Origin of the sequence: Leminorella grimontii ATCC 33999 = DSM 5078 (genome assembly GCF_000439085.1) — a bacterium.
Classification (GTDB): domain Bacteria; phylum Pseudomonadota; class Gammaproteobacteria; order Enterobacterales; family Enterobacteriaceae; genus Leminorella; species Leminorella grimontii.
Genome location: NZ_AUUA01000001.1, coordinates 679027 through 701106, shown reverse-complemented (window position 1 = coordinate 701106; position 22080 = coordinate 679027). Strand labels below are relative to the sequence as shown.

21 protein-coding genes and 1 pseudogene are annotated in these 22080 nt (G+C 53.1%); 10 read left to right on the top strand and 12 right to left on the bottom strand.

The features are described 5' to 3' along the window. The first annotated feature begins 222 nt into the window (after positions 1 to 222). Positions 223 to 432 (top strand): transcription antiterminator/RNA stability regulator CspE, encoded by a 210-nt coding sequence (gene cspE, locus G544_RS0103160; protein ID WP_027273237.1) that lies wholly within the window; start codon positions 223 to 225, stop codon positions 430 to 432. A 59-nt stretch (positions 433 to 491) separates the two neighbouring features. On the opposite strand, the gene G544_RS0103155 is transcribed toward cspE, so the two are convergent. After that, a complete protein-coding gene (locus tag G544_RS0103155) occupies positions 492 to 2435 on the bottom strand; it encodes an exoribonuclease II (protein ID WP_027273236.1) in 1944 nt (647 codons plus the stop codon). A gap of 233 nt (positions 2436 to 2668) precedes the next feature. On the opposite strand from G544_RS0103155, the gene ppnP reads away from it, so the two are divergent. Then, on the top strand, positions 2669 to 2953 hold the full coding sequence (gene ppnP / locus G544_RS0103150) for a pyrimidine/purine nucleoside phosphorylase (protein ID WP_027273235.1): 285 nt from the start codon (positions 2669 to 2671) through the stop codon (positions 2951 to 2953). 53 nt (positions 2954 to 3006) lie between these two features. Here ppnP and fabI read toward each other — a convergent pair whose 3' ends face one another. From fabI to pspF, 7 genes are all read right to left on the bottom strand, one after another. Beyond that, entirely contained in the window at positions 3007 to 3795 is a 789-nt protein-coding gene (fabI, locus tag G544_RS0103145) for an enoyl-ACP reductase FabI (protein ID WP_027273234.1), read from the bottom strand. Positions 3796 to 3982: 187 nt separating this feature from the next. Continuing rightward, the gene (gene sapF, locus G544_RS0103140) at positions 3983 to 4795 is read right to left on the bottom strand and encodes a putrescine export ABC transporter ATP-binding protein SapF (RefSeq protein WP_036023103.1); all 813 of its coding nucleotides are present in this window, start codon (positions 4793 to 4795) and stop codon (positions 3983 to 3985) included. After that, positions 4795 to 5790 (bottom strand): putrescine export ABC transporter ATP-binding protein SapD, encoded by a 996-nt coding sequence (sapD, locus tag G544_RS0103135; protein ID WP_027273232.1) that lies wholly within the window; start codon positions 5788 to 5790, stop codon positions 4795 to 4797. Before sapD ends, sapF begins: the two co-directional genes overlap by 1 nt. Further along, a complete protein-coding gene (sapC, locus tag G544_RS0103130) occupies positions 5790 to 6680 on the bottom strand; it encodes a putrescine export ABC transporter permease SapC (protein ID WP_027273231.1) in 891 nt (296 codons plus the stop codon). Before sapC ends, sapD begins: the two co-directional genes overlap by 1 nt. Continuing rightward, positions 6667 to 7632 carry a putrescine export ABC transporter permease SapB gene (gene sapB, locus G544_RS0103125; RefSeq protein ID WP_027273230.1) on the bottom strand — a complete coding sequence of 322 codons (966 nt, stop codon included), beginning with the start codon at positions 7630 to 7632 and terminating at the stop codon, positions 6667 to 6669. Before sapB ends, sapC begins: the two co-directional genes overlap by 14 nt. Continuing rightward, entirely contained in the window at positions 7629 to 9305 is a 1677-nt protein-coding gene (gene sapA, locus G544_RS0103120; RefSeq protein ID WP_027273229.1) for an ABC transporter substrate-binding protein SapA, read from the bottom strand. Before sapA ends, sapB begins: the two co-directional genes overlap by 4 nt. A 140-nt stretch (positions 9306 to 9445) precedes the next feature. Further along, the gene (gene pspF / locus G544_RS0103115) at positions 9446 to 10462 is read right to left on the bottom strand and encodes a phage shock protein operon transcriptional activator (protein ID WP_027273228.1); all 1017 of its coding nucleotides are present in this window, start codon (positions 10460 to 10462) and stop codon (positions 9446 to 9448) included. Between the two features lie 192 nt (positions 10463 to 10654). Here pspF and pspA point away from each other — a divergent pair, with 192 nt between their 5' ends. From pspA to G544_RS0103085, 6 genes are all read left to right on the top strand, one after another. Continuing rightward, entirely contained in the window at positions 10655 to 11326 is a 672-nt protein-coding gene (pspA, locus tag G544_RS0103110) for a phage shock protein PspA (RefSeq protein WP_027273227.1), read from the top strand. Positions 11327 to 11401: 75 nt separating this feature from the next. Continuing rightward, positions 11402 to 11635, top strand: a complete 234-nt coding sequence (pspB, locus tag G544_RS0103105; protein WP_027273226.1) for an envelope stress response membrane protein PspB — start codon at positions 11402 to 11404, stop codon at positions 11633 to 11635. Continuing rightward, positions 11635 to 11979, top strand: a complete 345-nt coding sequence (pspC, locus tag G544_RS0103100) for an envelope stress response membrane protein PspC (protein ID WP_036023100.1) — start codon at positions 11635 to 11637, stop codon at positions 11977 to 11979. The genes pspB and pspC overlap by 1 nt, the downstream gene beginning before the upstream one ends. Positions 11980 to 12077: 98 nt before the next feature. After that, complete coding sequence (locus G544_RS0103095) at positions 12078 to 12326, top strand: hypothetical protein (protein WP_027273224.1); 249 nt, start codon at positions 12078 to 12080, stop codon at positions 12324 to 12326. Next, positions 12289 to 13686: a YcjX family GTP-binding protein gene (locus tag G544_RS0103090; RefSeq protein WP_027273223.1), complete on the top strand. Its 1398-nt coding sequence runs from the start codon at positions 12289 to 12291 to the stop codon at positions 13684 to 13686. The genes G544_RS0103095 and G544_RS0103090 overlap by 38 nt, the downstream gene beginning before the upstream one ends. Further along, complete coding sequence (locus G544_RS0103085; RefSeq protein ID WP_027273222.1) at positions 13683 to 14744, top strand: YcjF family protein; 1062 nt, start codon at positions 13683 to 13685, stop codon at positions 14742 to 14744. Before G544_RS0103090 ends, G544_RS0103085 begins: the two co-directional genes overlap by 4 nt. A gap of 46 nt (positions 14745 to 14790) precedes the next feature. On the opposite strand, the gene G544_RS0103080 is transcribed toward G544_RS0103085, so the two are convergent. After that, positions 14791 to 16059 (bottom strand): O-acetylhomoserine aminocarboxypropyltransferase/cysteine synthase family protein, encoded by a 1269-nt coding sequence (locus G544_RS0103080; protein WP_027273221.1) that lies wholly within the window; start codon positions 16057 to 16059, stop codon positions 14791 to 14793. A gap of 288 nt (positions 16060 to 16347) precedes the next feature. Here G544_RS0103080 and tyrR point away from each other — a divergent pair, with 288 nt between their 5' ends. Then, complete coding sequence (gene tyrR, locus G544_RS0103075) at positions 16348 to 17907, top strand: transcriptional regulator TyrR (protein ID WP_027273220.1); 1560 nt, start codon at positions 16348 to 16350, stop codon at positions 17905 to 17907. A gap of 71 nt (positions 17908 to 17978) precedes the next feature. Here the strand turns inward: tyrR and tpx are convergent, their stop codons facing one another. Beyond that, positions 17979 to 18482 carry a thiol peroxidase gene (gene tpx, locus G544_RS0103070; RefSeq protein WP_027273219.1) on the bottom strand — a complete coding sequence of 168 codons (504 nt, stop codon included), beginning with the start codon at positions 18480 to 18482 and terminating at the stop codon, positions 17979 to 17981. A gap of 385 nt (positions 18483 to 18867) precedes the next feature. Between tpx and G544_RS19860 the strand changes: the two are divergent. Next, positions 18868 to 19698: pseudogene (locus tag G544_RS19860) on the top strand (L,D-transpeptidase family protein); the annotation flags it as partial. 399 nt (positions 19699 to 20097) lie between these two features. On the opposite strand, the gene G544_RS19855 reads toward G544_RS19860, so the two are convergent. Then, positions 20098 to 20310, bottom strand: coding sequence for an LPP leucine zipper domain-containing protein (locus tag G544_RS19855; RefSeq protein ID WP_036023098.1), 213 nt, complete (start codon positions 20308 to 20310; stop codon positions 20098 to 20100). A 340-nt stretch (positions 20311 to 20650) separates the two neighbouring features. After that, positions 20651 to 22063, bottom strand: coding sequence for a pyruvate kinase PykF (gene pykF / locus G544_RS0103060; protein ID WP_027273218.1), 1413 nt, complete (start codon positions 22061 to 22063; stop codon positions 20651 to 20653). Between the last annotated feature and the right edge of the window lie 17 nt (positions 22064 to 22080).

Genomic DNA, 22080 nt, shown 5'->3' with positions numbered 1-22080 from the left:
ATCTAATTTTTAATTGTGTGGTTGAAAACACCTTGCCTAAATTTAATAGATATGAGGTAATGAAATTGACCCATTAATGAGAGCTACTTTGGTAATCATTTTGGACTTCCCTATGGTTAATGACAATAGTGGAACGATGAGTGATTTTTGTCCTTAATAGATAGTCCGAATGGGTCGTATATGCCTTTTTTGGCAGGTTAAATATCAATAGGAATTTTTGTAATGTCTAAGAAAACTGGTCACGTTAAGTGGTTCAACGAAAGTAAAGGTTTTGGATTTATCACCCCAACCGACGGCAGCAAGGACGTGTTCGTACACTTCTCTGCTATCGCTGCTGATGGATTCAAGACTCTGGCAGAAGGCCAGCACGTTGAATTTTCTATTCAAGACAGCCCACGTGGCCCGTCTGCTGCCAACGTTGTAGCCCTATAAGGTGTCACCCAGCAGCCAAAAACCCGCCTTCGGCGGGTTTTTTATTGGCCGCAGCGTGATTACGCGAGCGACGGCGCCGGTCTGGCAATGACTGAGCGGGTCTCTATTCGAACTTCTTCGACCGTCACGCTGATAGTGTCACCCTGACGATATAGCGGCTCTCCCTTTAATATAACCGCTCCACTCTCTGAGCTACAGGTAAGTTCATCGCGTACGGCATGGATAAAGGGTGCCGGTACAAAGGCCACTGCACCATTATCCAGCAGTCTGACCCGCATTCCGCCGCGAGATACGTCAATAATCTCGGCCTGATAATGAACGCCGTTTCCGGCCTTATCCTGAAGAAATCGGGCGTAGAGCCAATCGCTGACGTCTCGTTCAGAAAGGCGATTTGCGCGGCGGCGATCGCTCAGCGGCTGGATAACGCTCCGATCCGGCGCGGTTGACGGTTGTCCGTGAATGAGCGCTTTAAGCAAGCGGTGGTTAATGATGTCTCCGTACTTTCTTATCGGCGACGTCCAGGTTGCATAGGCCTCAAGCCCCAGGCCATAGTGGGGGGCTGGCTCAGTGCTTACCTCTGCATAGGTTTGATATTTCCTGATGCGGCCGTCCAGATAGGACGTTGGCTGTGCGTCAAGCAAACGGCGTAGGCGACAGAAGCCTTCCAGCGTTAAGAGTTCATCTTTATCGAAACTAATCCCGTTATTTTTTAATACGTCGACGGCCTGTTCAACCAGAGCGGGATCGAAGCCGGCGTGGGTGTTGAATATTCCATAGCCCAGCTTTTGTTTTAATACGCTAGCTGCACAGACGTTTGCCGTAATCATTGATTCTTCGACGATGCGGTTAGCGATACGGCGGCGCTCGGTCACGATATCTAAAACGGCGCCGTTTTCTCCTAAAATGAAGCGATAATCGGGCCTGTCTTTAAACACCAGGGCGTGTTGAGTGCGCCACTCTATGCGGCGAAGGGCGATTTGGTTCAACAGGCGAATTTGTTCAGCCGATGGTTCACTCTGCGGTTGCCAGCCGTCTTTGCCTTCCAGCCAATCAGAAACGTGGTCGTAGTCCAGCTTATCTTTTGACGTTACCCAGGCGCTGAAAAACTCAATATCTTCACTCAAAGCGCCATCAGCCGAGATGGATACCTGACAAACAAGTGCAGGGCGCCGCTCGTTTGGTTGAAGAGAACACAAATTTTCCGATAAATCCCTTGGCAACATGGGAATATTAAAGCCGGGAAGATAGTGGGTGAACACACGTGTTTGTGCGATAACGTCCAGCTCGCTTCCCTCGCTGACGTAGGCCGTAGGATCGGCAATAGCGATAAACAGCTTGAGAATGTCGTTATCGCCGCGTTCAACGTAAAGCGCATCGTCCATATCCTGCGTCGATTCACTGTCAATGGTGACGAAGTGCAGCTGGCTTAGGTCGCGACGAACAATGCCGTCATCCTGAATGTCGCAAGGGGTCCACTGCGGCGCCTCTCGCTCCAGCTGGTGACGTGACAATGTCACCCACCACGGCGCATAGTGATCGCCGCTAAAGGTGATAAATTCGGTTATTAGCGCGCTGAACCCGCGCTCTCCGCTGAGCGGGTGGCCCTTCATTTCTGCAACGACCCAGTCGCCTTCGTTAAGCGGCGTAGGAACGCCGCTTTTCACTTTTGCCGGAAAGACGTCTTTTACCATCGGGTGATCGGACTGAACGAACAGGCGCTCGCCTTTTTTTACCACGCGGGCGATAAAGCGCGTCAAAAAGGGTTCTACCAGCGTTTCAGGCTCTGCCTGTTCTTTATCATTTTGGGAGTGCAGCGTTGCAATAATTCTGTCGCCATGGGTCACTTTTTTCATCTGCGGCGGTGGAATGAAGTAGCTCTTTTGATTGTCCGCTTCAAGAAATCCAAAGCCTTTTTCCGTTGCTTTGACGATGCCTTCTACGCGAGGCGCGGTGGCGTGGAGTTGCTGTTTAAGCTGGGCAAGCAGCGGGTTATCTTGAAACATATTTTCCGCAGTAGTGAATAGGCGTTTTATGATGGCCTTTTTACACAAAACGCCGCGTGGGGGCAAGCTAATTGAATAAATTGATGGGTGAGGAGCGGCTTAAAGTATGTTACAAAAGAGGAACGGCTCGGCGAATGCTGAACGTAAGGGCGTTTCATCATTAACTGTTTTTAAAACCAGAGAGCCTCGCTTTTTATAAGCAGTGCGGTTCTAAACTATTGGGCGGTAGGAATATGCTGAGCGTAAATGAATATTTTGCAGGAAAAGTAAAGTCTATCGGCTTTGAGAACGGCAGCATTGGCCGTTCGAGCGTCGGCGTAATGGAAGTGGGAGAGTATAATTTCAGCACCAACCAACCGGAAGAGATGACCGTCATTGCCGGTTCATTAAACGTTCTGTTGCCCGGTTCGACGGAGTGGGTTGCCTTTGGCGTGGGAGAATCGTTCCCCGTTCCGGGAAAAAGCGAGTTTACGGTTCAGGTATGTGAGACTAGCGCCTATCTGTGTCGCTATCTGTAAAAAGTAAAAAAGCGGGCCGATGACGGCCCGCTTTTTGATGAACGATCAATAAATTATTTCAGTTCTAATTCATTCATTGCGGCGATGCTGAAGCCACCGTCGACGTGAACCACTTCGCCGCTGATGCCGGCAGAAAGGTCAGAGCACAGGAAGGCGGCGCTGTTGCCGACGTCCTCAATGGTAACGGTGCGACGGATCGGCGTGACCGCTTCGCAGTGGGCCAGCATCTTTTTGAAGTCCTTAATGCCGGACGCGGCCAGCGTACGGATCGGGCCGGCGGAAATCGCGTTAACGCGAACGCCGTCAGGGCCCATGGCGTTAGCCATATAGCGTACGTTAGCTTCCAGAGAGGCTTTAGCCAGGCCCATGACGTTGTAGTTCGGGATAGCACGCTCTGCGCCCAAGTAGGATAGCGTCAGCAGCGCAGCGCCTGGGTTCAGCATTGAACGGCAGGCCTTGGCCATTGCGACAAAGCTGTAGGAGCTGATGTCGTGAGCGATTTTGAAGCCTTCACGGGTAACGGCGTTAACGTAGTCGCCGTCCAACTGGTCGCCCGGAGCGAAGCCGATAGAGTGAACAAAACCGTCAAATTTAGGCCAGGTTTTCCCTAACTCAGAGAACAGGGCAGTAATGCTGTCATCTTCCGCTACGTCACAGGCCAGAACGAGATTTGCGCCAAGTTCGGCGGCAAATTCTTCTACGCGCGACTTCAGCCTGTCGTTCTGATATGTCAGAGCCAGTTCAGCGCCCTCGCGTTTCATCGCCTGCGCGATGCCAAAAGCGATTGAGCGGTTGCTGGCAACGCCGGTTACCAGAATACGTTTACCGGTTAGAAAACCCATAGCTATGATCCTTGTAGTCAATATAGACCGACGGAATGTGTCCGAAACGATCTCTGTTAATAAAACGGTGCGATTCTATCATGCCTGTTGTAAAGATCGTGCACCTTTGTCGCGTTGCATCGTACGACCATTTCCTCCTACGCCCGTTTTATGCGTAAAGCGCAGGAAAAAGAGGCCGCACAAACGGTTAAATATGGGCAATGTCCTTTCGCCAGTGATCGGCGGTCAGCGCTTCGGTAAAGTGGCTGTTTATCATTCGGCGCGTAATATCATGCAGCGGGGAAGCGATAACTTCCGCCGTATTGCCGCGTTCGACCACCTCGCCCTGTTGCATAACGATAAGCTGATCGCTGACGTGTTTGACCATGCCGAGATGTTGGCTGACGTAGATATAGGATATACCGTGTTTTTCCTGCAGTTCCATCATTAAGTTGATTAACTGTGAACGTAATGACATATCCAACGACGCCAGCGCTTCGTCGGCAACGATAATTTTGGGTTGCAAAATCAGCGCTCGGGCTAAGGCAACCCGCTGCTTTTGCCCGGAGGCCAGCATCTGCGGATAGTAGTAAGCGTGCTCGGGCAATAGCCCCACCTGACGCAGCGTCAGATTAATGCGCCTTTCTCGCTCAGAGGCTTCCAAAGAGGTATTTAGCCGCAGAGGGATATCCAACAGCTGGCCAATGCGCTGGCGCGGGTTAAAGGAGGTGTTGGGATCCTGAAAAATCATGCGGATATGCTGGCTGCGGTAGCGATAGTCGCCAAACTCCAGGCGGTGTCCGTCGATCACGATATCGCCCGAGGTGGGTTTGATCATGCCTGATATCATTTTGGCCAACGTTGATTTTCCCGAGCCGTTTTCCCCGATAATGGCCAACGTCTGCTTTTCTCTCAGCGTAAAGCTGACCGGCTTTACCGCATCCAGTTCATGCGGACGGAACAGGCCGGTTCGGTAGCGAAACGTCTTGGACAGGTTACGGACTTCAAGCAGCGTATCCATCAGGACGGTTCCTCATAGTTAAGCGGGAAATGGCAGGCGAACTTGTGTCCCTTTACGTCGCGCAGGCGCGGCGTTTCAATACACTTCTTTTGTGCGTAGGGGCATCGAGGCCCAAGGCGACAGCCAATGGGGAGGTGCTCCAGTGACGGGATGACGCCGGGAAGCGTATTCAGGCGGCTTTTATGGGGCAACGCGCGCTCAAAGTCCGGCATTGCGCGGATCAACGCCTGAGTATAGGGGTGATGGGGCGCCGTCAGAAGCTCCTCGCAGGGGGCGCTTTCTACCGTCTGTCCGCAGTACATGACGTTGATGCGCGTCGCCCACTTGCTCATCATTTGCAGGTCGTGGCTGATAAGCAGGATGGTCGTGTTGTTATTCTGGTTCATGCCTGCAAGCAGGCGAAAAATCTGCGCCTGGGTCGTAGACTCCATCGCATTGGTTGGCTCATCGGCGATCAGAAGCCGCGGCTGGTTGGCCAGGGCGATAGCTATCATGACCTTTTGACATTCACCTTCAGTCAGCTCATAAGGATAGCTGTTCATGATGTCCTTATGATCCTTGATGCCTACGCGATGAAGCAGTTCTATTGCGCGATGCTTGCGCCAGTTAAAGCGCTGCCACCATCGGCCTTTGTAGGTCCAGCCGGGGATCGTTTGAACAATCTGCTTGCCGACTTTCTCCATCGGATCGAGACAGGACTGCGGCTCCTGAAAAATCATTGAAACGTTGTGGCCAACGAGCTTTCGACGCTGACGAGGTGAGAGCTTCAAAAGGTCAACGTCGTTGAGCCGAAAGCGATCGGCGGTAATGCGCCAGCTGTCTTTGCTAATGCCGCAAATAGCCTTGGCGATAAGGCTTTTTCCTGAACCTGATTCGCCCACCAGGCCGCGAATTTCACCTTCGGTCAGAGCCAGGCTTACGCGGTCAACGGCCTTTACCGGGCCGTCCGGCGTCATAATTTCAATGGTCAGATTGCGAATATCCAGAAGCGGCATTATTCATCACCTGTCGTAATTGTGCGGTAAACGCCTTCACCGAGAAGGTTAACCAGCAGTACGCTAATCATCACCGCAGCGCCGGGCAACATGACGCACCAGGGCGCGACGTATACCAGCTCTAAAGAGTCGCCCAGCATGGTTCCCCATTCGGTAGAGGGGAGCTGGGCGCCAAGGCCGAGAAAGCCGAGTGCGGCGATGTCCATAATGGCCATCGACAGCGCTCGGGTGAATTCAGAAACCAAAACCGGCGCGATATTCGGCAGCAGGCCGTTCCACAGGATATAGCTCGTAGACGCTCCGTCCAAACGCGCGGCGATCACATACTCTTTTTCCAGCTCGTCATGTACGGTGAGGTAAATGGTGTGAATGATGCGCGGCAACAGCGCCAGCCATACGGCGAACATCGCATGTTCCAGCCTGGGACCGACAAACGCGACAACCACAATAGCCAGCAGTAGGGAAGGAACGGCCAGCAAAATGTCGAGAATATGGTTAAGAAATGCGGAGCGAAGCCCGCGGCTAACGCCGGCCAGCACGCCCATCAGAGTACCTACCAGCGCAGCGGCCAGCGTAACCAGAATCGCCGAGCCAACCGTCGGCGCAGCGCCGTTTAGCAGGCGGCTTAGCACGTCGCGGCCCAGATCGTCGGTGCCGAGGAAGAAGGAAACGTCCCCATGGCGCGACCAGGAAGGCGGCAGCAGCTGATAGCCGAGAAACTGTTGATCGAGCTGATAGGGCGCGAGCGCTTCGCCAAACAGGCAGAGCACTATCAAAAACAGCATGCCGTACAGGCCAATCATGGCCAGAATATCCCGGTGGATATGATGCCAGACGTAGTTCAGCGCGCTGGGCATCTTCTTTTCTCGGTATACGTTATCGGAAAGCATACCATTCCTTATTTTTCAACGGGTTGGTCATGGCGTTAAAAATATCGGCCAGCAGGTTAACGACGATGGCCAGCGCACCCATGATGATGATTCCTGCCGAGATAACGGCGAAGTCCTGTTGACGAATGGCGATAATGAGCCAGCGCCCCAATCCCGGCCAGCTAAACACGGTTTCCGTTACGATAGCCAGCGCCAGCATGGTCGAAAACTGCAGGCTTAGCTTCGGTAAAATAATGGGTAGCGCGTTGTGCAGCACGTGGCGCCTTATAATCGTAAAACGAGAGAGCCCGCGGGTTGCGGCCGCTTTGATATAGTTTTGACCAATAATCTGAAGAACGCTTTGGCGCATCAGGCGAATAACTTCCGTTGTCGGCGCAACCGACAGCGCCGTAACCGGCAGAATAAGGTGCATGATAACGCTAATCATCATCTGCTCCCGATAGGGAGAGTCGGACATCCAGGCATCAATCAGGGCGACGCCGGTCACTGGAGGAATTTGATAGAGCAGGTCGTAACGCCCGGAGGCAGGCAGCAGGCCAAGATTCAGAGAAAACAGCAGCGTTAGCAGCAGGCCCAGCCAAAACGTGGGGATAGAAAAACCGAACAGGGAAACTGTAGTAATGACGTTATCGGGCCACTTGTGTTTAAACATCGCGGCCATAATTCCCAGCGGCAGGCCTAACCCAAGGGAGATAGCAAAGGCCAGCACGCACAGCTCCAGCGTCGCGGGGAAAACGAACTTCAGCTGTTCGCTAATTGACTCGCCGTTGATAGCGGAAACGCCAAAATCGCCCTTCAGCAGGCCGCCGATATAGTGAATATAGGCGGGGACCGCGCTCTCATTGGCCAGCGGCGCGTGGAGCGTATAGTAAGAAACGCTAAACCCTACGATAGTCAGGATAAAAAGCGTTACCAGCGCCAGCAGCAGTCGACGAAGTAAGTAAATAATCATTGCTGCTCCTTAGACGCCTTTTCCCGATACACGCCGGCAAAAGAGACGTTGCCAAGCGGGCTGAGAACCAAGCCTTTTATATCATAGCGGTAGGCCTGAATGCGCAGCGATGAGGCCAGCGGCAGGATCGGCAGCTCATCCGCCAGCGTCTTTTGCGCCTGACGGTAGATGGCTATTCGGGAGGAAAGATCCTGCTCCATAACGCCCTCATTCAGCAGACTATCAAACTCAGGGTGGCACCACCGGGCGTAGTTTGTCTGTGAATCAATGCCGGCACAGCTTAGCAGCGGGCGGAAGAAGCTGTCGGGATCGTTGCTGTCGGTCGCCCACCCGGCAAGCGTAAGATCGTGGTCCTCATCGCTTAAGCTGTTTTCCTGAAAGCGGCCTTCAATCGGCACGATGGTGACTTTGATATTGATGCGGGCCAGATCCGCCTGCAAAAGCTCCGCCGTTTTCAATGGGCTTGGGTTATAGGCTTGAGACGCGGTGGAAACCCACAGGTGCAGGCGAAGAGGACCGACGCCGGCTTCTTTTAGCAACTGCTTGGCTTTCTCAATGTTGTATTCGGTAATTTCCGATTCGCTGTCGTAGGCCCAGGAAGTACGGGGCAGAATAGAGGACGCCGTTTCCGCCGTGCCGTAATAGATGGACTGCATCAGCCTTGGGTTATTAATAGACAGCGCGATCGCGTGGCGAACCCGCTTATCGTTTAGCGGCGGCTTGCTGGTATTGAACGCCAGATAGGCCACGTTCATGCCGGTACGCAGAGAGATCCGAAGCCTGGGATCGTCGCGTAAAATAGTCAGCTGGCTGGCGGCCGGGTAGGCCAGTACGTCGCACTGACCGGTCAGTAATTTTGACAGGCGGCCCGTCCCGCCTGCGCCCAGATCGATAACCACCTGCGGCATGCGGGGCAGGCCGCGCCAGTAGCTTTCATTGCGCTGTAGCCGAATAAACTGACCGGGACGGTATTCGTTGAGTAAAAACGGTCCGGTACCGACCGGCAGCCGGTCAATACGTTCCTGTTTTCCGATCTTCAGCAGATTGCGAGAGTACTCTTCGGACAATACGGGCGCATAGTGCGTCGCCATGTGCCACAGAAAGGAGGCGTCCGGCTGCTTGAGCCGAATTTCGACCGTGTAGCTGTCGATTTTTTTAATCTCGCGAACCGTATTGGAAAACTGCATGCTGTCGAAATAGGGGTAATGGCCGCCGTTGACGGCGTGATAGGGCGCTTCCGGGTTAAAAATCCGGTTAAAGCTGAAAATCACGTCATCTGCGTTCATTTTTCGAGTTGGCGTAAACCAGGGCGTAGTCTGAAACGGTACGTCCTTGCGCAGATGAAAACGGTAAGCTGCGCCGTTGTCCAGCGTTTCCCAACGCTCGGCCAGTTCGGGAACCAGACGATAGGTAAGAGGATCGACGTCCAGCAGGCGATCGTAAAGCTGGGCCGCAATGGTATCCACCATGACGCCGCCGTTGGCAATTTGCGGGTTAAAGCTGTCAATGAGGCCATTGACGCAGTAAACGAAGCCGCTTTGACGAACGTCGACAGCGGGAGACGCCGCCTGCGTTGTCGCAGCGCCCTCCACGGGAGATTCGTCATTTGGCGCCGCCTGAACGGGCAGCGCAAGGCTGGCACAGAGCAAAGCCCCTAATTTTAACCCACGCATATCTCAAAAGATCTTGGTTATGGAAGTCAGCCGATGATTATACAAGAGTATAGCCGCCATCCCAATCTTTAACCGGTATTCATCGCGGTTGAGGAGTCGAGTGGTTAAAAAACTATCGGCGCGGGAGTGCCGATAGTGAGTCATTCATCTTTCTTACCCTGCTCATATTTACGCAAAATGCCGCGCAGCTGGTCATAGCTGAGCGATAAAAGCTTTGCCGCCTGCCGCTGGTTGTACTGGCTCTTCATCAGGGCCTGTTCAACCAGCTCCCGCTCCTGCTGCGCCAGCCAGCCTTTAAGATCGACGGGCAGCGGTGGAAGCGATGATAAAGGCGCTTCAGACGATAAAGGATCTTTTTGTTTTGCGCTTTGCGTGTGAACGAAAGGATCGATAATAATATCGTTCAGCGGTTCATCGGCATCCTTATTGCGATAAATGGAACGTTCAATCACGTTCTTCAGCTCTCGCACGTTGCCCGGCCAGCGATAGCCCATCAGCGTATCAACGGCAAGCGGCGTAAAGCCGGGGAAAAGGGGGCGTTCCAGTTCTCGACACATCTGAATGGCGAAATGCTCAGCCAGCAGCATGATGTCTGAGCGCCGCTCTCTAAGCGGAGGGAGGTTAATAACGTCAAACGCCAGGCGATCGAGCAGGTCGGCGCGAAACTTCCCCTGACGAGCCAGTTCGGGGAGGTCTTCGTTGGTTGCGCAGACCAGGCGCACGTCCACCTGTAAAGGCTGAGTGCCGCCAACGCGCTCTAGCTGACCGTATTCAATCACCCTCAACAGCTTTTCCTGCACCAGCATGGGGGCGTTCGCCAGCTCGTCAAGAAACAGCGTTCCGCCGTCGGCACGCTCAAAGCGGCCAAGGTGTCGCTTTTGCGCGCCGGTGAACGCGCCGGCTTCGTGACCGAACAGCTCTGAATCGAGCAGGGTATCGCTCAGAGCGGCGCAGTTCAGCGAAATAAACGGCCCCTGCCACCGTTTGGACAAATAGTGCAATCGATGGGCGATAAGCTCTTTCCCCGTGCCGCGTTCGCCGATAATCAGCACTGGCTTGGTGAGCGGAGCGACTCTGGACGCCTGTTCTAACACGTCGATAAAGCTGTTGGACTGACCGATTAGGTTGTCTATACCGCTGTTTACACCGCTATTCATGGTTAAATTCGCCATTAGTTGGTTTTTTTCATCAAATCATTTTTTATAGCCAGATGGCAAGTAAAAATATATTTACTTTTAAATCAGTGTGTTAATTTTTTGTGCAAACTTGGCACGCTTCTTGATATATGCAAAGGGAAGGCATCTTGCCACTACCTTAATTAACGACCGTAGATAAAGAGGAACACAGCCATGGGTATTTTTTCTCGCTTTGCAGACATCGTAAACGCCAATATCAGCACTCTGCTGGAGAAAGCGGAAGATCCGGAAAAAATGGTTCGCCTGATGATTCAGGAAATGGAAGACACGCTGGTTGAAATTCGTTCTACCTCCGCCAGAGCGCTGGCCGAGAAGAAGCAGCTGACCCGCCGCATTGAACAAGCCACGGCGCAGGTGGTCGAGTGGCAGGAAAAGGCGGAGCTGGCGCTGCGTAAAGATAAAGAAGACCTGGCGCGCGCCGCCCTGATTGAAAAGCAGAAAGTGGCCGATCTGGTGGCCGTTCTGGAGTCAGAGCTGACGTTAGTTAACGAAACGCTGGAGCGTATGCGTAGCGATATTACCGAACTTGAGGCTAAACTGAGCGAAACGCGCGCTCGCCAGCAGGCAATGGCGCTGCGCCATCAGGCCGCCGCTTCATCACGCGACGTCCGTCGCCAGCTGGACAGCGGTAAGGTCGATGCAGCGATGGCCCGCTTCGAGCAGTTCGAGCGCCGCATCGACCATATGGAAGCAGAAGCGCAAAGCGTTGGCTTTGGCAAAGAAAAGAGCCTACAGCAGCAGTTCACCGAGCTGAAGGTCAACGAAGCGATCGACAACGAGCTGGCCGCGCTGAAGGCCAAGATGAACAAAGATAAAGAAGCCTGATAGTCAGGTGTAGCTATGTCGCTTATCCCTTTGGCGGATAAGCGACCCCCGAATCATCAAAAGTAAGGAATATCAATGAGCTGGCTAATGGGTTTACTTGCCGTACCGTTGACGCTGTTTATTCTGTTTATTGTCCCGATCTGGCTTTGGCTGCACTACCGCAATAAGCAGAGTAACGGCGGACAGCTTAACTCGCAGGATATGCAGCGCCTCATGGCGCTGAGTGAACAGGCTCAGCGAATGAAAGAGCGCATTGCGGCGTTGGAATCTATTTTAGACGAAGAGCATCCCAACTGGAGGCAACGTTAATGAACAACAAGCTATATCGTATTCCTGAAGAGGGCATGATTAGCGGCGTTTGCGCGGGGATCGCCCGCTACTTGGGCATTCCGGTCGTCGTTGTACGCATTCTGGCGGTACTGGCGCTGTTTTTCGGCTTTTTCTTCATCACCATCGTGATTTATTTCACCATGGTTTTCTTTCTGGACAGCGCCCCGAGCGCGGAAGCCTCGTTACACAGCCGCATTCCGGTTCGCCAGCGGCTTCATCAGGCGACGCAGGAGCTGGAGGCGAGCGAACGCCGCCTGCGCGAGCTGGAGCGCTATCTGACCTCCGACACCTTTCAGGTTGAAAGCCGTTTTCGTCGCCTGTAGCGCCTTCAATCGACACTTTCCCTTCTGCGCCGGGTTCCTTGCTTAAGGAACCTTCGGCGCGGTCTGATACAAAGCTCCACGGGTAAGGAATTCAAAAAATGACGCGTTCTTTTAAAAGGCAGCAGGTCGTTCAAACGCTGGCGATGCTGCTCTTTTTCCTGAGTAAATATTACGGCCCGACGTTCGTGTTATCATTGCTATTGAAACTTAACCTGTGGCGGCCGGCGCGTACGGCCTTAATTTTGTTTGGCGAACCTTTGTTGAGAAAAGGAATAGCGTTGACCGCCCGCCGCATGAAGAAGGCTTCTGATGAAACGACTGAAGAACGAAATTCAATCGCTGGTTAATCGCGGTCTGGATCGTCACCTAAGGCTGGCGGTGACCGGGCTTAGCCGCAGCGGCAAGACGGCGTTTATCACGGCGTTTGTCAATCAACTGCTGAACGTCAACAACGGCGCCAGGCTGCCGCTGTTCTCCGCCGTGCGCGAAGAGCGCCTGCTTGGCGTGAAAAGGATCCCTCAACAGGACTTCGGCATTTCCCGCTTCGCCTATGATGAAGGGCTGGCGTCCCTCTATGGCACGCCGCCAAGCTGGCCGGTGCCGACGCGCGGCGTCAGCGAGATCCGTCTGGCGTTACGCTTTCGCTCCAACGATTCCCTGATGCGCCATTTTACGACGCATTCGACGCTCTATTTGGAGATTGTCGACTATCCGGGAGAGTGGCTGCTCGATCTGCCGATGCTTGAACAAAGCTATCTGGAATGGAGTCGGCAAATGAACGACGTCCGCCAAGGGGAACGCGCCAAATGGGCCGAGCCTTGGCTGGAACTGTGCCGTAAATGCGACCCGCTGGGGCCAGTAGATGAAAACCTGTTGGCGGAAATCTCGGAGGCCTACAGCCTTTATCTGCAACAGTGTAAACAGGAGGGGCTGCACTTTATCCAACCGGGGCGGTTTGTTTTACCTGGGGAGCTGGCCGGCGCGCCGGTGCTGCAGTTTTTCCCCTGGCCGGAGATCGACGAGAAAAATGAACCCAGGCTTGCGCAGGCCGATAAGCACACTAACTTCGGCATGCTGAAAGCGCGCTATGACTATTATTGTCAGCATATTGTGAAAGGGTTCTATAAGGACCATTTTCTGAATTTCGATCGCCAAATCGTGCTGGTGGACTGTCTCCAGCCGCTAAACAGCGGTCCGCAGGCGTTCAACGATATGCGCCTGGCGATGACGCAGCTGATGCAGAGCTTTCATTACGGCCAGCGCTCTCTTTTCCGCCGGCTTTTTTCACCCTGTATCGACAGGCTGATGTTCGCCGCCAGCAAGGCGGACCATATTACGCCCGACCAGCATGCCAATCTGGTTTCCCTGCTTCAGCAGCTCGTACAGGAAGCCTGGCAGAATGCCGCCTTTGAGGGGATTACCATGGACTGCGTCGGGCTTGCCTCCGTACAGGCGACCGATAGCGGAATTATCGAGCATCAGGGAAACCGAATGCCGGCGCTCAAAGGACACCGATTAGAGGATGGACAGCTTTTAACCGTCTATCCCGGAGAAGTTCCGGCTCGTCTGCCGGAGCCCTCTTTTTGGCAAACGCAGGGCTTCCACTTCGACGCTTTCCGGCCTAAGCCAATGAGCGTCGATACGCCGCTGCCGCACATTCGACTGGACGCGGTAATGGAGTTCCTGTTAGGAGACAAACTGAGATGAACCAACCCATCAAGGGACGAATCGAGTTCGATAAGCCCCTGGTCGAAGAAAAAGAACCTGAGCTGCGTCACCATCAGCGGTTTGATGACGAGCAGGCCGAACGTTTTTATCCTACGGCGCCGGAGCTTGAGGCCGAGGAGGCGGAAGGCGAAGCCGAAGGGCTAATCGCCAACGTGCTGAGGCCGAAAAAAAGCCTGTGGCGAAAGATGGTGACGCTCGGCTTAGGGCTGTTTGGCATTAGCGTCATTGCTCAGGGGGTTTACCGTATTTCCGATGCAATCGCTCAACACGAATGGATCACGCTGGGCGCTTACGGCGCAGGCGCGATTATCGTCGTGGCGGGAGTGGGCTCGGTGATTACCGAATGGCGGCGGCTTTATCGCCTGAGAGAGCGGGCTCAGGAGCGCGATACGGCCCGCGAACTGCTGCAAAGCCACGGGCTTGGCAAAGGTCGCGCGTTTTGCGAAACGCTGGCCAAGCAGGCGGGAATTGACAACAGCCATCCCGCGTTGCGCCGTTGGCAGGCCTCTTTGCATGAAACGCAAAACGACAGAGAGGTGGTTACGCTCTACGCCGAGCTGGTGCAGCCCGTGTTGGATCAGCAGGCGCGTCGGGAAATCAGCGGTTCAGCGGCGGAATCGGCGCTGATGATCGCCGTCAGCCCGCTGGCGCTGGTGGATATGGCGTTCATCGCCTGGCGCAACATTCGCCTAATCAACCGCATCGCCAACATCTACGGCATTGAGCTGGGCTACTTTAGCCGCATTCGGCTGTTTAAGCTGGTGCTGCTAAACATTGCCTTCGCCGGCGCCAGCGAGCTTATCCGTGAAGTCGGTATGGACTGGCTGTCTCAAGACATCACGGCAAGGCTTTCGGCCCGCGCGGCGCAGGGCATCGGGGCAGGGTTGTTGACAGCGCGTCTGGGCATCAAAGCGATGGAGCTGTGTCGACCTCTGCCCTGGCTGGACGGCGATAAGCCCCGGCTGGGCGATTTTAGAACCCAGCTTATCGGCCAGCTTAAAAACGGGCTGTCGAAAGTTGGAGGAAAGGACAAATAGTAAAAAGGCCGCTTTCGCGGCCTTTGTCTTACGCTTACGCCCGCCGTCAGGCGCTTAACGCCTGATTCAGATCCTCAAGAATATCTTCGATGGCCTCAATGCCGATAGACAGGCGTATCATCTCAGGCTTCACGCCCGCCTTGGCCTGTTCTTCTTCGGACATCTGGCGGTGAGTGGTGGAAGCAGGGTGGCAGGCCAAAGACTTGGCGTCACCGATGTTGACCAAGCGCTTGAAAATCTTCAGCGCATCATAAAAACGAACCCCGGCCTCATATCCTCCCTTCAGGCCGAAGGAGAGGATCGCCGACGGCGTGCCGTTCATATACTTCTGCGCCAGCGCGTAGTGGGGGTGATCGGGAAGGCCCGCGTAGCTGACCCAGCCAACCTTATCGTGGCTTTGCAGGTATTCGGCCACTTTACGCGCGTTCTCGACGTGGCGTTCCATTCTCAGCGACAGCGTCTCTAGTCCTTGAAGCAACAGAAAAGCGTTCATCGGAGAGAGCGCCGCGCCGCAGTTGCGCAGCGGTACGGTACGCGCGCGGGCAATAAAAGCCGCGGGGCCAAAGGCGTCGGTATAGACCACGCCGTGGTAAGCGGCTTCCGGCGTGCTGAACATGGGAAAACGTTCTTTATGTTCAGCCCAGGGGAATTTTCCCGAATCGATAATTACGCCGCCGAGCGAGTTGCCGTGACCGCCGACGTATTTGGTGATTGAGTGAACGACGATGTCCGCGCCGAACTGAATTGGCTTGCACAGGACCGGCGAAGCGACGGTGTTGTCGACGATAAGCGGTACGCCTTTGGCGTGAGCGACGTTGGCCAATCCCTCTATATCAACAACGTTGCCCGCGGGATTGCCGATGCTTTCGCAGTATACCGCCTTGGTTTTTTCATCGATAAGTTCAGCGATGGCCTGCGGCGAGTCGTCGCGGGCAAACTTCACGTTGACGCCGAATCCGGGCAGCATGTGGGCAAATAGCGTATAGGTGCCGCCATAAAGCTGGGGCGTGCTGACGATGTTGTCCCCAGCGCTGGCCAGCGTTTGTATGGCATAGGTGATAGCGGCGCTGCCGGCGGATACCACCAGCCCGGCGATTCCGCCTTCAAGGGCCGCCAGGCGTTTTTCTAGAATATCGTTGGTCGGGTTCATGATGCGGGTATAGATATTTCCGGGAACCGCCAAATTAAAGAGATCCGCGCCGTGCTGGGCATTGTCGAACTCATAGGCGACCGTTTGATAAACAGGAACGGCGACGGATTTTGTTACCGGGTCACATTGGAATCCGTGGTGTAGGGCTAGCGTTGCGTCTTTCATGCTGTGTCTCGATAAGGTTATTTATTATGGAAACGTTAATTAATCACTGTTTTCGCAGAAAGGGAACTAAAAAATTCATTTCTCCAATGTAATAGAAAGAGCCCTTAACGGTAGAACATTGTCTTAAAATTCATGAGATAAGTGATTTTGAGATAGCTAGTTTCATTTTGTCGGCGTTTTAGTGTTAGATCTGTCAACTTTTTGTGACACTTATCTTCATTTGGCGGGCGTCTGCGGGTATGATAGCGCCTCACCCGATTACAGCGTCCACGGTACAAGGCTTTTATCATGCGTCTTGAAGTCCTTTGCGAAGACAGACTGGGGTTAACCCGGGAACTCCTCGATCTACTGGTTGAACGTCATCTCGACCTTCGCGGCATTGAGCTTGACCTCAGCGGTAAGATTTATCTGAACTTTTCCTCTATAGATTTTGACGTATTTAGCGCGCTAATGGTCAGCATCCGGCGTATTAAAGGCGTTATCGACGTACGGACCGTGTCCTACATGCCTTCGGAGCAGCGCCTGCGCGCGTTGAAAGCGCTGTTTGAATCGCTGCCGGAACCCGTTATGTCTATCGACCTGAAAGGGCGCATTGATTTAGTTAACTCTGCGGCGCTAGCGCTGTTTGGCGTGACGGAAGATAAAATCGTGGCGCAGCCCGCCTCTGTTCTGGTTAACGGCTATCCTTTCCTTCGCCATTTGGAAGGCGAGAGCATTACGCCTCACTCTGAGCGGGTTATTGTTCGCGGGCAGGATTACCTGATGGACATTATGCCGATATACCAAAGCGATGAAGGAAGCGCCGAAAAAACGGTGACCGGCGCCGTCGTGGTGCTGAAGTCGGCGGTTAAAATCGGACGACAGCTGCAAAATAAAAACGTGGCGGACAATCAGGCCTTCAGCCACATCGTTTCCGTCAGTGGTAAAATGAAGACTCTGATTGAGCAGGCTAACCGCCTGGCGATGCTGGACGCGCCGCTGCTGATCGTCGGTGATACCGGTACGGGAAAAGACGTTCTGGCACAGGCTTGCCACATGAGGAGCGCGCGTCGCGACAAGCCCTTTCTGGCGCTGAGCTGCGCCTCGCTGCCTGACGACGTGGTTGAAAGCGAACTGTATGGGCATGCGGGAAGCGCCCAGCAGGAAGCCAAAAAGGGATTTTTTGAGCAGGCGAATGGCGGAACGGTGCTGTTGGATAACATCAGCGAGATGTCGCCTAAAATGCAAAGCAAGCTGCTGCGCTTTCTAAACGACGGCACTTTCCGCCGGGTTGGTGAAGATAAAGAGGTGCACGTCGACGTGCGCGTTATCTGCGCGACGCAAAAGAGCCTGTTTAATTTAGTCAGCCAGGGCGTATTCCGTGAAGACCTGTACTACCGCCTTAACGTGCTGACGCTGACGCTGCCGCCGCTTCGCGAGCGCGTACCCGATATTATGCCATTGGCCGAGCAGTTTATTACGCTGTTTGCTGACCAGTTAGGTATCACGAAGCCGCGTCTGTCGCCGGATATTACGCCGCTGTTGACCCAATACGGCTGGCCCGGCAACGTAAGGCAGTTAAAAAACGTGCTTTATCGTGCGGTAACGCAGATGGAAGGCAGCGAGCTACAGGCGAAAGACATCGTTCTGCCCGAAGTGACGGCCGAGATGATGCTCAACAACGACATCATGGACGGTTCGCTGGACGAAATCTGCAAGCGGTTTGAGTGTGCGGTGCTGACGCAGCTCTACGGCAGTTATCCTAGCACCCGTAAGCTGGCCAAGAGGCTGGGCGTATCGCATACGGCAATAGCCAATAAGCTTCGGGAGTATGGGCTGAGCCAGCAGGCGAAGGCGGAAAGCGAATAGCGTCGAGGCTGAATAAAGCTAAATAAAGAAGGGAGAGCCAGCCGGTTCTCCCTTTGCTTTTTATGATGCCGTTATTTTAACGCGGCCAGCGCTGCGTCATAGTCTGGCTCAGTGGAAATTTCTTTGACCAGCTCGCTGTAGAGCACGCGGTCATTTTCATCCAGCACGACTACCGCGCGGGCGGTTAAGCCTTTAAGCGGGCCGTCGAGCACCTCAACGCCATAGTCCTGCTTAAAATCGGGGCTGCGAAAAGCGGAGAGAGTAACGACGTTGCTAAGACCTTCCGCGCCGCAAAAGCGGGATTGAGCAAAGGGCAGGTCGGCGGATATACACAATACAACGGTGTTATTCGCTTCACCTGCGCGCTTGTTGAAGGTTCTTACCGAAGTAGCGCATACGCCGGTATCAATACTGGGGAAAATGTTCAGAATTTTGCGCTTTCCTTTATAAGCGCTGAGGCTGACGTCGGAAAGATCGTTGGCCGTGAGTGTGAATGATTTTACTGAAGCGCCGGCTTTTGGAAGCTGACCGCCAACGGATACGGGATTACCTTTCATAGTAACGGTTTGTGCCATGACGTTCTCCATAATAATTTACTTTGAATTAACATTTAATTATCTTAGTCCATCTCAGCGGCTTTGAATACATCATTATTGTTATCACAGAGATAGAGTCTTTTATAGCAAATAATTGACGAGCTATTTTTACTTATAAATCATGGGTATGATAAGAAATCTTACCATTTCTCAAGGCGTTCTTGTGCGCTTGAACTAGGTGAAGGCTCTGTTTTGCGACATAATAGTAATCTCCGGCGGTTATTTACTAAGCCCGTGTTTGAGAACCAGCCAAAGAGACCGATTAATAGCAGAAGGTTAGGAATTAAGCATGAACCGTGTTTTTGCAGTATGTAAAGCCATTGTGGCCTTAGTGTTGATAGGACAGGCGGCCTTCGCCCAGGCAATGGAATATCAGTTGCCACCAAGCAACAGCCGTTTAATCGGCGAGAATAGGGTGCTGATTGTTCCGAACGACGGGCGTTCTCTGGAGCGCATCGCGGCGGATTATCAAATTGGCCTGATTGCCATGCTGGAAGCCAACCCTAACGTTGACCCGCTGTTGCCTAAACCAGGCTCAGAGCTGATCCTCCCGCTTCAGATGATCCTGCCGGATGCGCCTCGTGAAGGCATCGTTATTAACCTGTCTGAACTTCGCCTGTATTACTACCCTAAAGGCAGCAATACCGTTATCGTTTATCCGATCGGCATTGGCCAACTGGGGCGTGAAACGCCGGTTATGACCACGGCGATTACGGAGAAAAGAGCGAATCCAACCTGGACGCCAACGGCTAATATCCGTAAGCACTATGCGGCTCAGGGAATTACGCTGCCGGCCGTGGTGCCCGGCGGTCCGGATAACCCGATGGGGCTGTTTGCGCTGCGTTTGGCCGCTGCCGGAGGTACCTATCTGATCCACGGTACTAACGCCGATTTCGGTATCGGCATGCGCGTTAGCTCTGGCTGTATTCGCCTGCGTCCGAACGACATTGAAGCGCTGTTCAACACCGTACCTGTCGGCACGCGCGTTCAAATCGTTAACGAGCCGGTGAAGGCTACCGTAGAGCCTGACGGTAAAAGGTATATCGAGGTTCACCAGCCGCTGTCTCGCACCGAGCAGGACGATGCGCAAACCATGCCTATCGAATTGCACGGAGCCGTTGCAGAGTTTATGAACGATGCCGGTACTGACTCTGCGAAAATGAGCGCAGAAATTACTCGTCGTTCTGGTTTGCCGCTGCAGGTAAACCGCTAATTATCGTAAGTTGTTCAGAAAAAGCGCGGTCGTTCACTATGAGCTACCGCGCTTTTTATTTTTTACGCATAGAACGCTGTTTAAGGCGTTGCAAATTAAAAGGCGCCGTAGATATAAGTTCTATCTAAAAATGCACCTATCGCTTTTTTAAGCGCTCTGGCATTGAAGAATAGAGCCGAAAGTGTTTATGTACGCGGCCTGAGTTCAACTATTTAGCGTTGGCAATAACGTGTTGGCCTCATGGCCTATTTTGATTTTTGAACTCAATGAGAAAATAAAAGAAGAAATACGCTCAGTTATGCATGAAAACGGGGAGAGTATAGGGCAGAGGGTAAAAAAAATGGCGCACTGAAGTGCGCCATTTTCCTTACAAAGAAGTTATTACTTCTTGTAACCGCGAGTCATGTTGTCTAAACGCTGGTTAGCACGAGCTGCTTCATCTTTAGCAACTTGTACATCAGAACGTAAAGCAGCAACATCGCTGATCAGTTGAGTCAGCTTGCTGTTAGTAGCAGTGTCAGTGCTTTTTGCACAGCCAGCTAACAGAGTAGCACCTAAAATTACTGCACCCAGTACCACTTTAGTACGGTTCATATTTACACCCTCAATTTGAGTTAACTTTTTGCATGTAGCCCTATAAGTATTACACAAACTTTTTTGGAATGAGAATAAATTTTTAACTTACTGCAAAGTATTTAGCTCGATTGGTTAAAGAATGAGCAAAATATTTTCCACCGTGAAAAAAGGGCTTACTCAGTGTTAACAAAAGCCTAGGGAAAAGCGGCGTGGGCGCAGCCATTGAGCTGAAACGTATAAAGGTTTACCCACGTCTCAAATGTGAAAATGGCGCGCTTTGAAAGATACCCTAAAAAATTTTATCAATACATAAAAAAAGCGCCGCGGTGCGGCGCTTGAAAGTGCTTCTGGAAAAAAATTACAGGATATGAACCGATGCGGTGTTGGTGGTTCCACTTGGAACCAGCGCGCCAGAAACCATTACGATCACGTCGCCTTTCTTAGCCAGGCCGCTGGCCAGAGCTGCTTCTTTACCAATGCGGTAGAAGTCATCGGTAGAGGTGATTTCAGTGACGATCTGAGTCGTTACGCCTTTGCTCAGCAGCAGCTGACGGGCGGTCGTTTCGTTAGTAGTCAGAGCCAGAATCGGCGCGGTCGGGAAGTACTTGCGCACGGCCTTGGCAGATTTACCGCCTTCGGTGGCTACTACGATAACCGTTGCGTCCAGCTTCTCGGAGGTTTCAACGGCACCGCGGCAAACGGCTTCGGTAATACGCAGCTTGCCGGTCGTCGTCAGGGCGTCTACGCGGCAAGGCATTACGCGGTCGGTGCGATCGCAAATGGTTGCCATGATGGTAACGGCTTCCAGCGGGTACTTGCCCTTGGCGCTTTCGCCTGAAAGCATAACGGCGTCGGTGCCGTCCAGGATCGCGTTCGCTACGTCGCCGGCTTCAGCGCGAGTAGGGCGCGGGTTCTTGATCATGGAGTCCAGCATCTGGGTCGCGGTGATAACCACTTTACGCGCCTTGACGCACTTCTCGATCATCATCTTTTGCGCGAAGATAACTTCTTCAACCGGGATCTCAACGCCCAGGTCGCCGCGGGCAACCATGATGCCGTCGGAAGCTTCCAGGATTTCATCAAAGTTGTTCAGGCCTTCCTGGTTTTCGATTTTGGAAATGATCTGAATGTGTTCGCCGCCGTGCGCCTTAAGGTGCGCACGAATGTCTAACACGTCGGAACGCTTGCGAATAAAAGAAGCGGCAACGAAGTCAACGTTTTGCTCACAGCCGAAAACCAGATCCTTCTTGTCCTTTTCGGACAGGGCAGGAAGTTGAATAGACACGTTAGGCAGGTTGACGCCTTTGTTCTCGCCCAGATCGCCGTTGTTCAGTACTTTACAAACCACTTCGCCTTTTTTGATTTCGATAACTTCCATACCGATCAGGCCGTCGTCGACCAGAACGGTATTACCGACCTTAAGGTCTTCGGCAAAGCCGCTGTAGGTGACCGCCACGCGATCTTTGTTGCCTACGACGCTGAGGTCGGTGGTAAAGGTGAAAGTCTGACCTGCAACCAGAGAGACGTCGTTTCCGCCTTCCAGCTTAACGGTACGGATTTCCGGACCTTTGGTATCTAGCAGGATAGCGGCCTTCAGGCCGGTTTTTTCTTGTACTGCGCGGATGTTTTTGATGCGCTGGCCGTGTTCTTCGTAATCGCCATGAGAGAAGTTTAAGCGCATGACGTTCATTCCTGCTTTCAGGAGTTTACCCAGCACTTCTTCTGATTCGGTTTTCGGGCCAATGGTACATACAATTTTAGTTTTCTTCATGATGACACTTTTACCAA

Bases quoted from the DNA above. Each gene is read 5' to 3' on its own strand.
- cspE (WP_027273237.1), top strand. From the start codon at position 223: ATGTCTAAGAAAACTGGTCACGTTAAGTGGTTCAACGAAAGTAAAGGT.
- G544_RS0103155 (WP_027273236.1), bottom strand. From the start codon at position 2,435: ATGTTTCAAGATAACCCGCTGCTTGCCCAGCTTAAACAGCAACTCCAC.
- ppnP (WP_027273235.1), top strand. From the start codon at position 2,669: ATGCTGAGCGTAAATGAATATTTTGCAGGAAAAGTAAAGTCTATCGGC.
- fabI (WP_027273234.1), bottom strand. From the start codon at position 3,795: ATGGGTTTTCTAACCGGTAAACGTATTCTGGTAACCGGCGTTGCCAGC.
- sapF (WP_036023103.1), bottom strand. From the start codon at position 4,795: ATGGATACGCTGCTTGAAGTCCGTAACCTGTCCAAGACGTTTCGCTAC.
- sapD (WP_027273232.1), bottom strand. From the start codon at position 5,790: ATGCCGCTTCTGGATATTCGCAATCTGACCATTGAAATTATGACGCCG.
- sapC (WP_027273231.1), bottom strand. From the start codon at position 6,680: ATGCTTTCCGATAACGTATACCGAGAAAAGAAGATGCCCAGCGCGCTG.
- sapB (WP_027273230.1), bottom strand. From the start codon at position 7,632: ATGATTATTTACTTACTTCGTCGACTGCTGCTGGCGCTGGTAACGCTT.
- sapA (WP_027273229.1), bottom strand. From the start codon at position 9,305: ATGCGTGGGTTAAAATTAGGGGCTTTGCTCTGTGCCAGCCTTGCGCTG.
- pspF (WP_027273228.1), bottom strand. From the start codon at position 10,462: ATGAATAGCGGTGTAAACAGCGGTATAGACAACCTAATCGGTCAGTCC.
- pspA (WP_027273227.1), top strand. From the start codon at position 10,655: ATGGGTATTTTTTCTCGCTTTGCAGACATCGTAAACGCCAATATCAGC.
- pspB (WP_027273226.1), top strand. From the start codon at position 11,402: ATGAGCTGGCTAATGGGTTTACTTGCCGTACCGTTGACGCTGTTTATT.
- pspC (WP_036023100.1), top strand. From the start codon at position 11,635: ATGAACAACAAGCTATATCGTATTCCTGAAGAGGGCATGATTAGCGGC.
- G544_RS0103095 (WP_027273224.1), top strand. From the start codon at position 12,078: ATGACGCGTTCTTTTAAAAGGCAGCAGGTCGTTCAAACGCTGGCGATG.
- G544_RS0103090 (WP_027273223.1), top strand. From the start codon at position 12,289: ATGAAACGACTGAAGAACGAAATTCAATCGCTGGTTAATCGCGGTCTG.
- G544_RS0103085 (WP_027273222.1), top strand. From the start codon at position 13,683: ATGAACCAACCCATCAAGGGACGAATCGAGTTCGATAAGCCCCTGGTC.
- G544_RS0103080 (WP_027273221.1), bottom strand. From the start codon at position 16,059: ATGAAAGACGCAACGCTAGCCCTACACCACGGATTCCAATGTGACCCG.
- tyrR (WP_027273220.1), top strand. From the start codon at position 16,348: ATGCGTCTTGAAGTCCTTTGCGAAGACAGACTGGGGTTAACCCGGGAA.
- tpx (WP_027273219.1), bottom strand. From the start codon at position 18,482: ATGGCACAAACCGTTACTATGAAAGGTAATCCCGTATCCGTTGGCGGT.
- G544_RS19855 (WP_036023098.1), bottom strand. From the start codon at position 20,310: ATGAACCGTACTAAAGTGGTACTGGGTGCAGTAATTTTAGGTGCTACT.
- pykF (WP_027273218.1), bottom strand. From the start codon at position 22,063: ATGAAGAAAACTAAAATTGTATGTACCATTGGCCCGAAAACCGAATCA.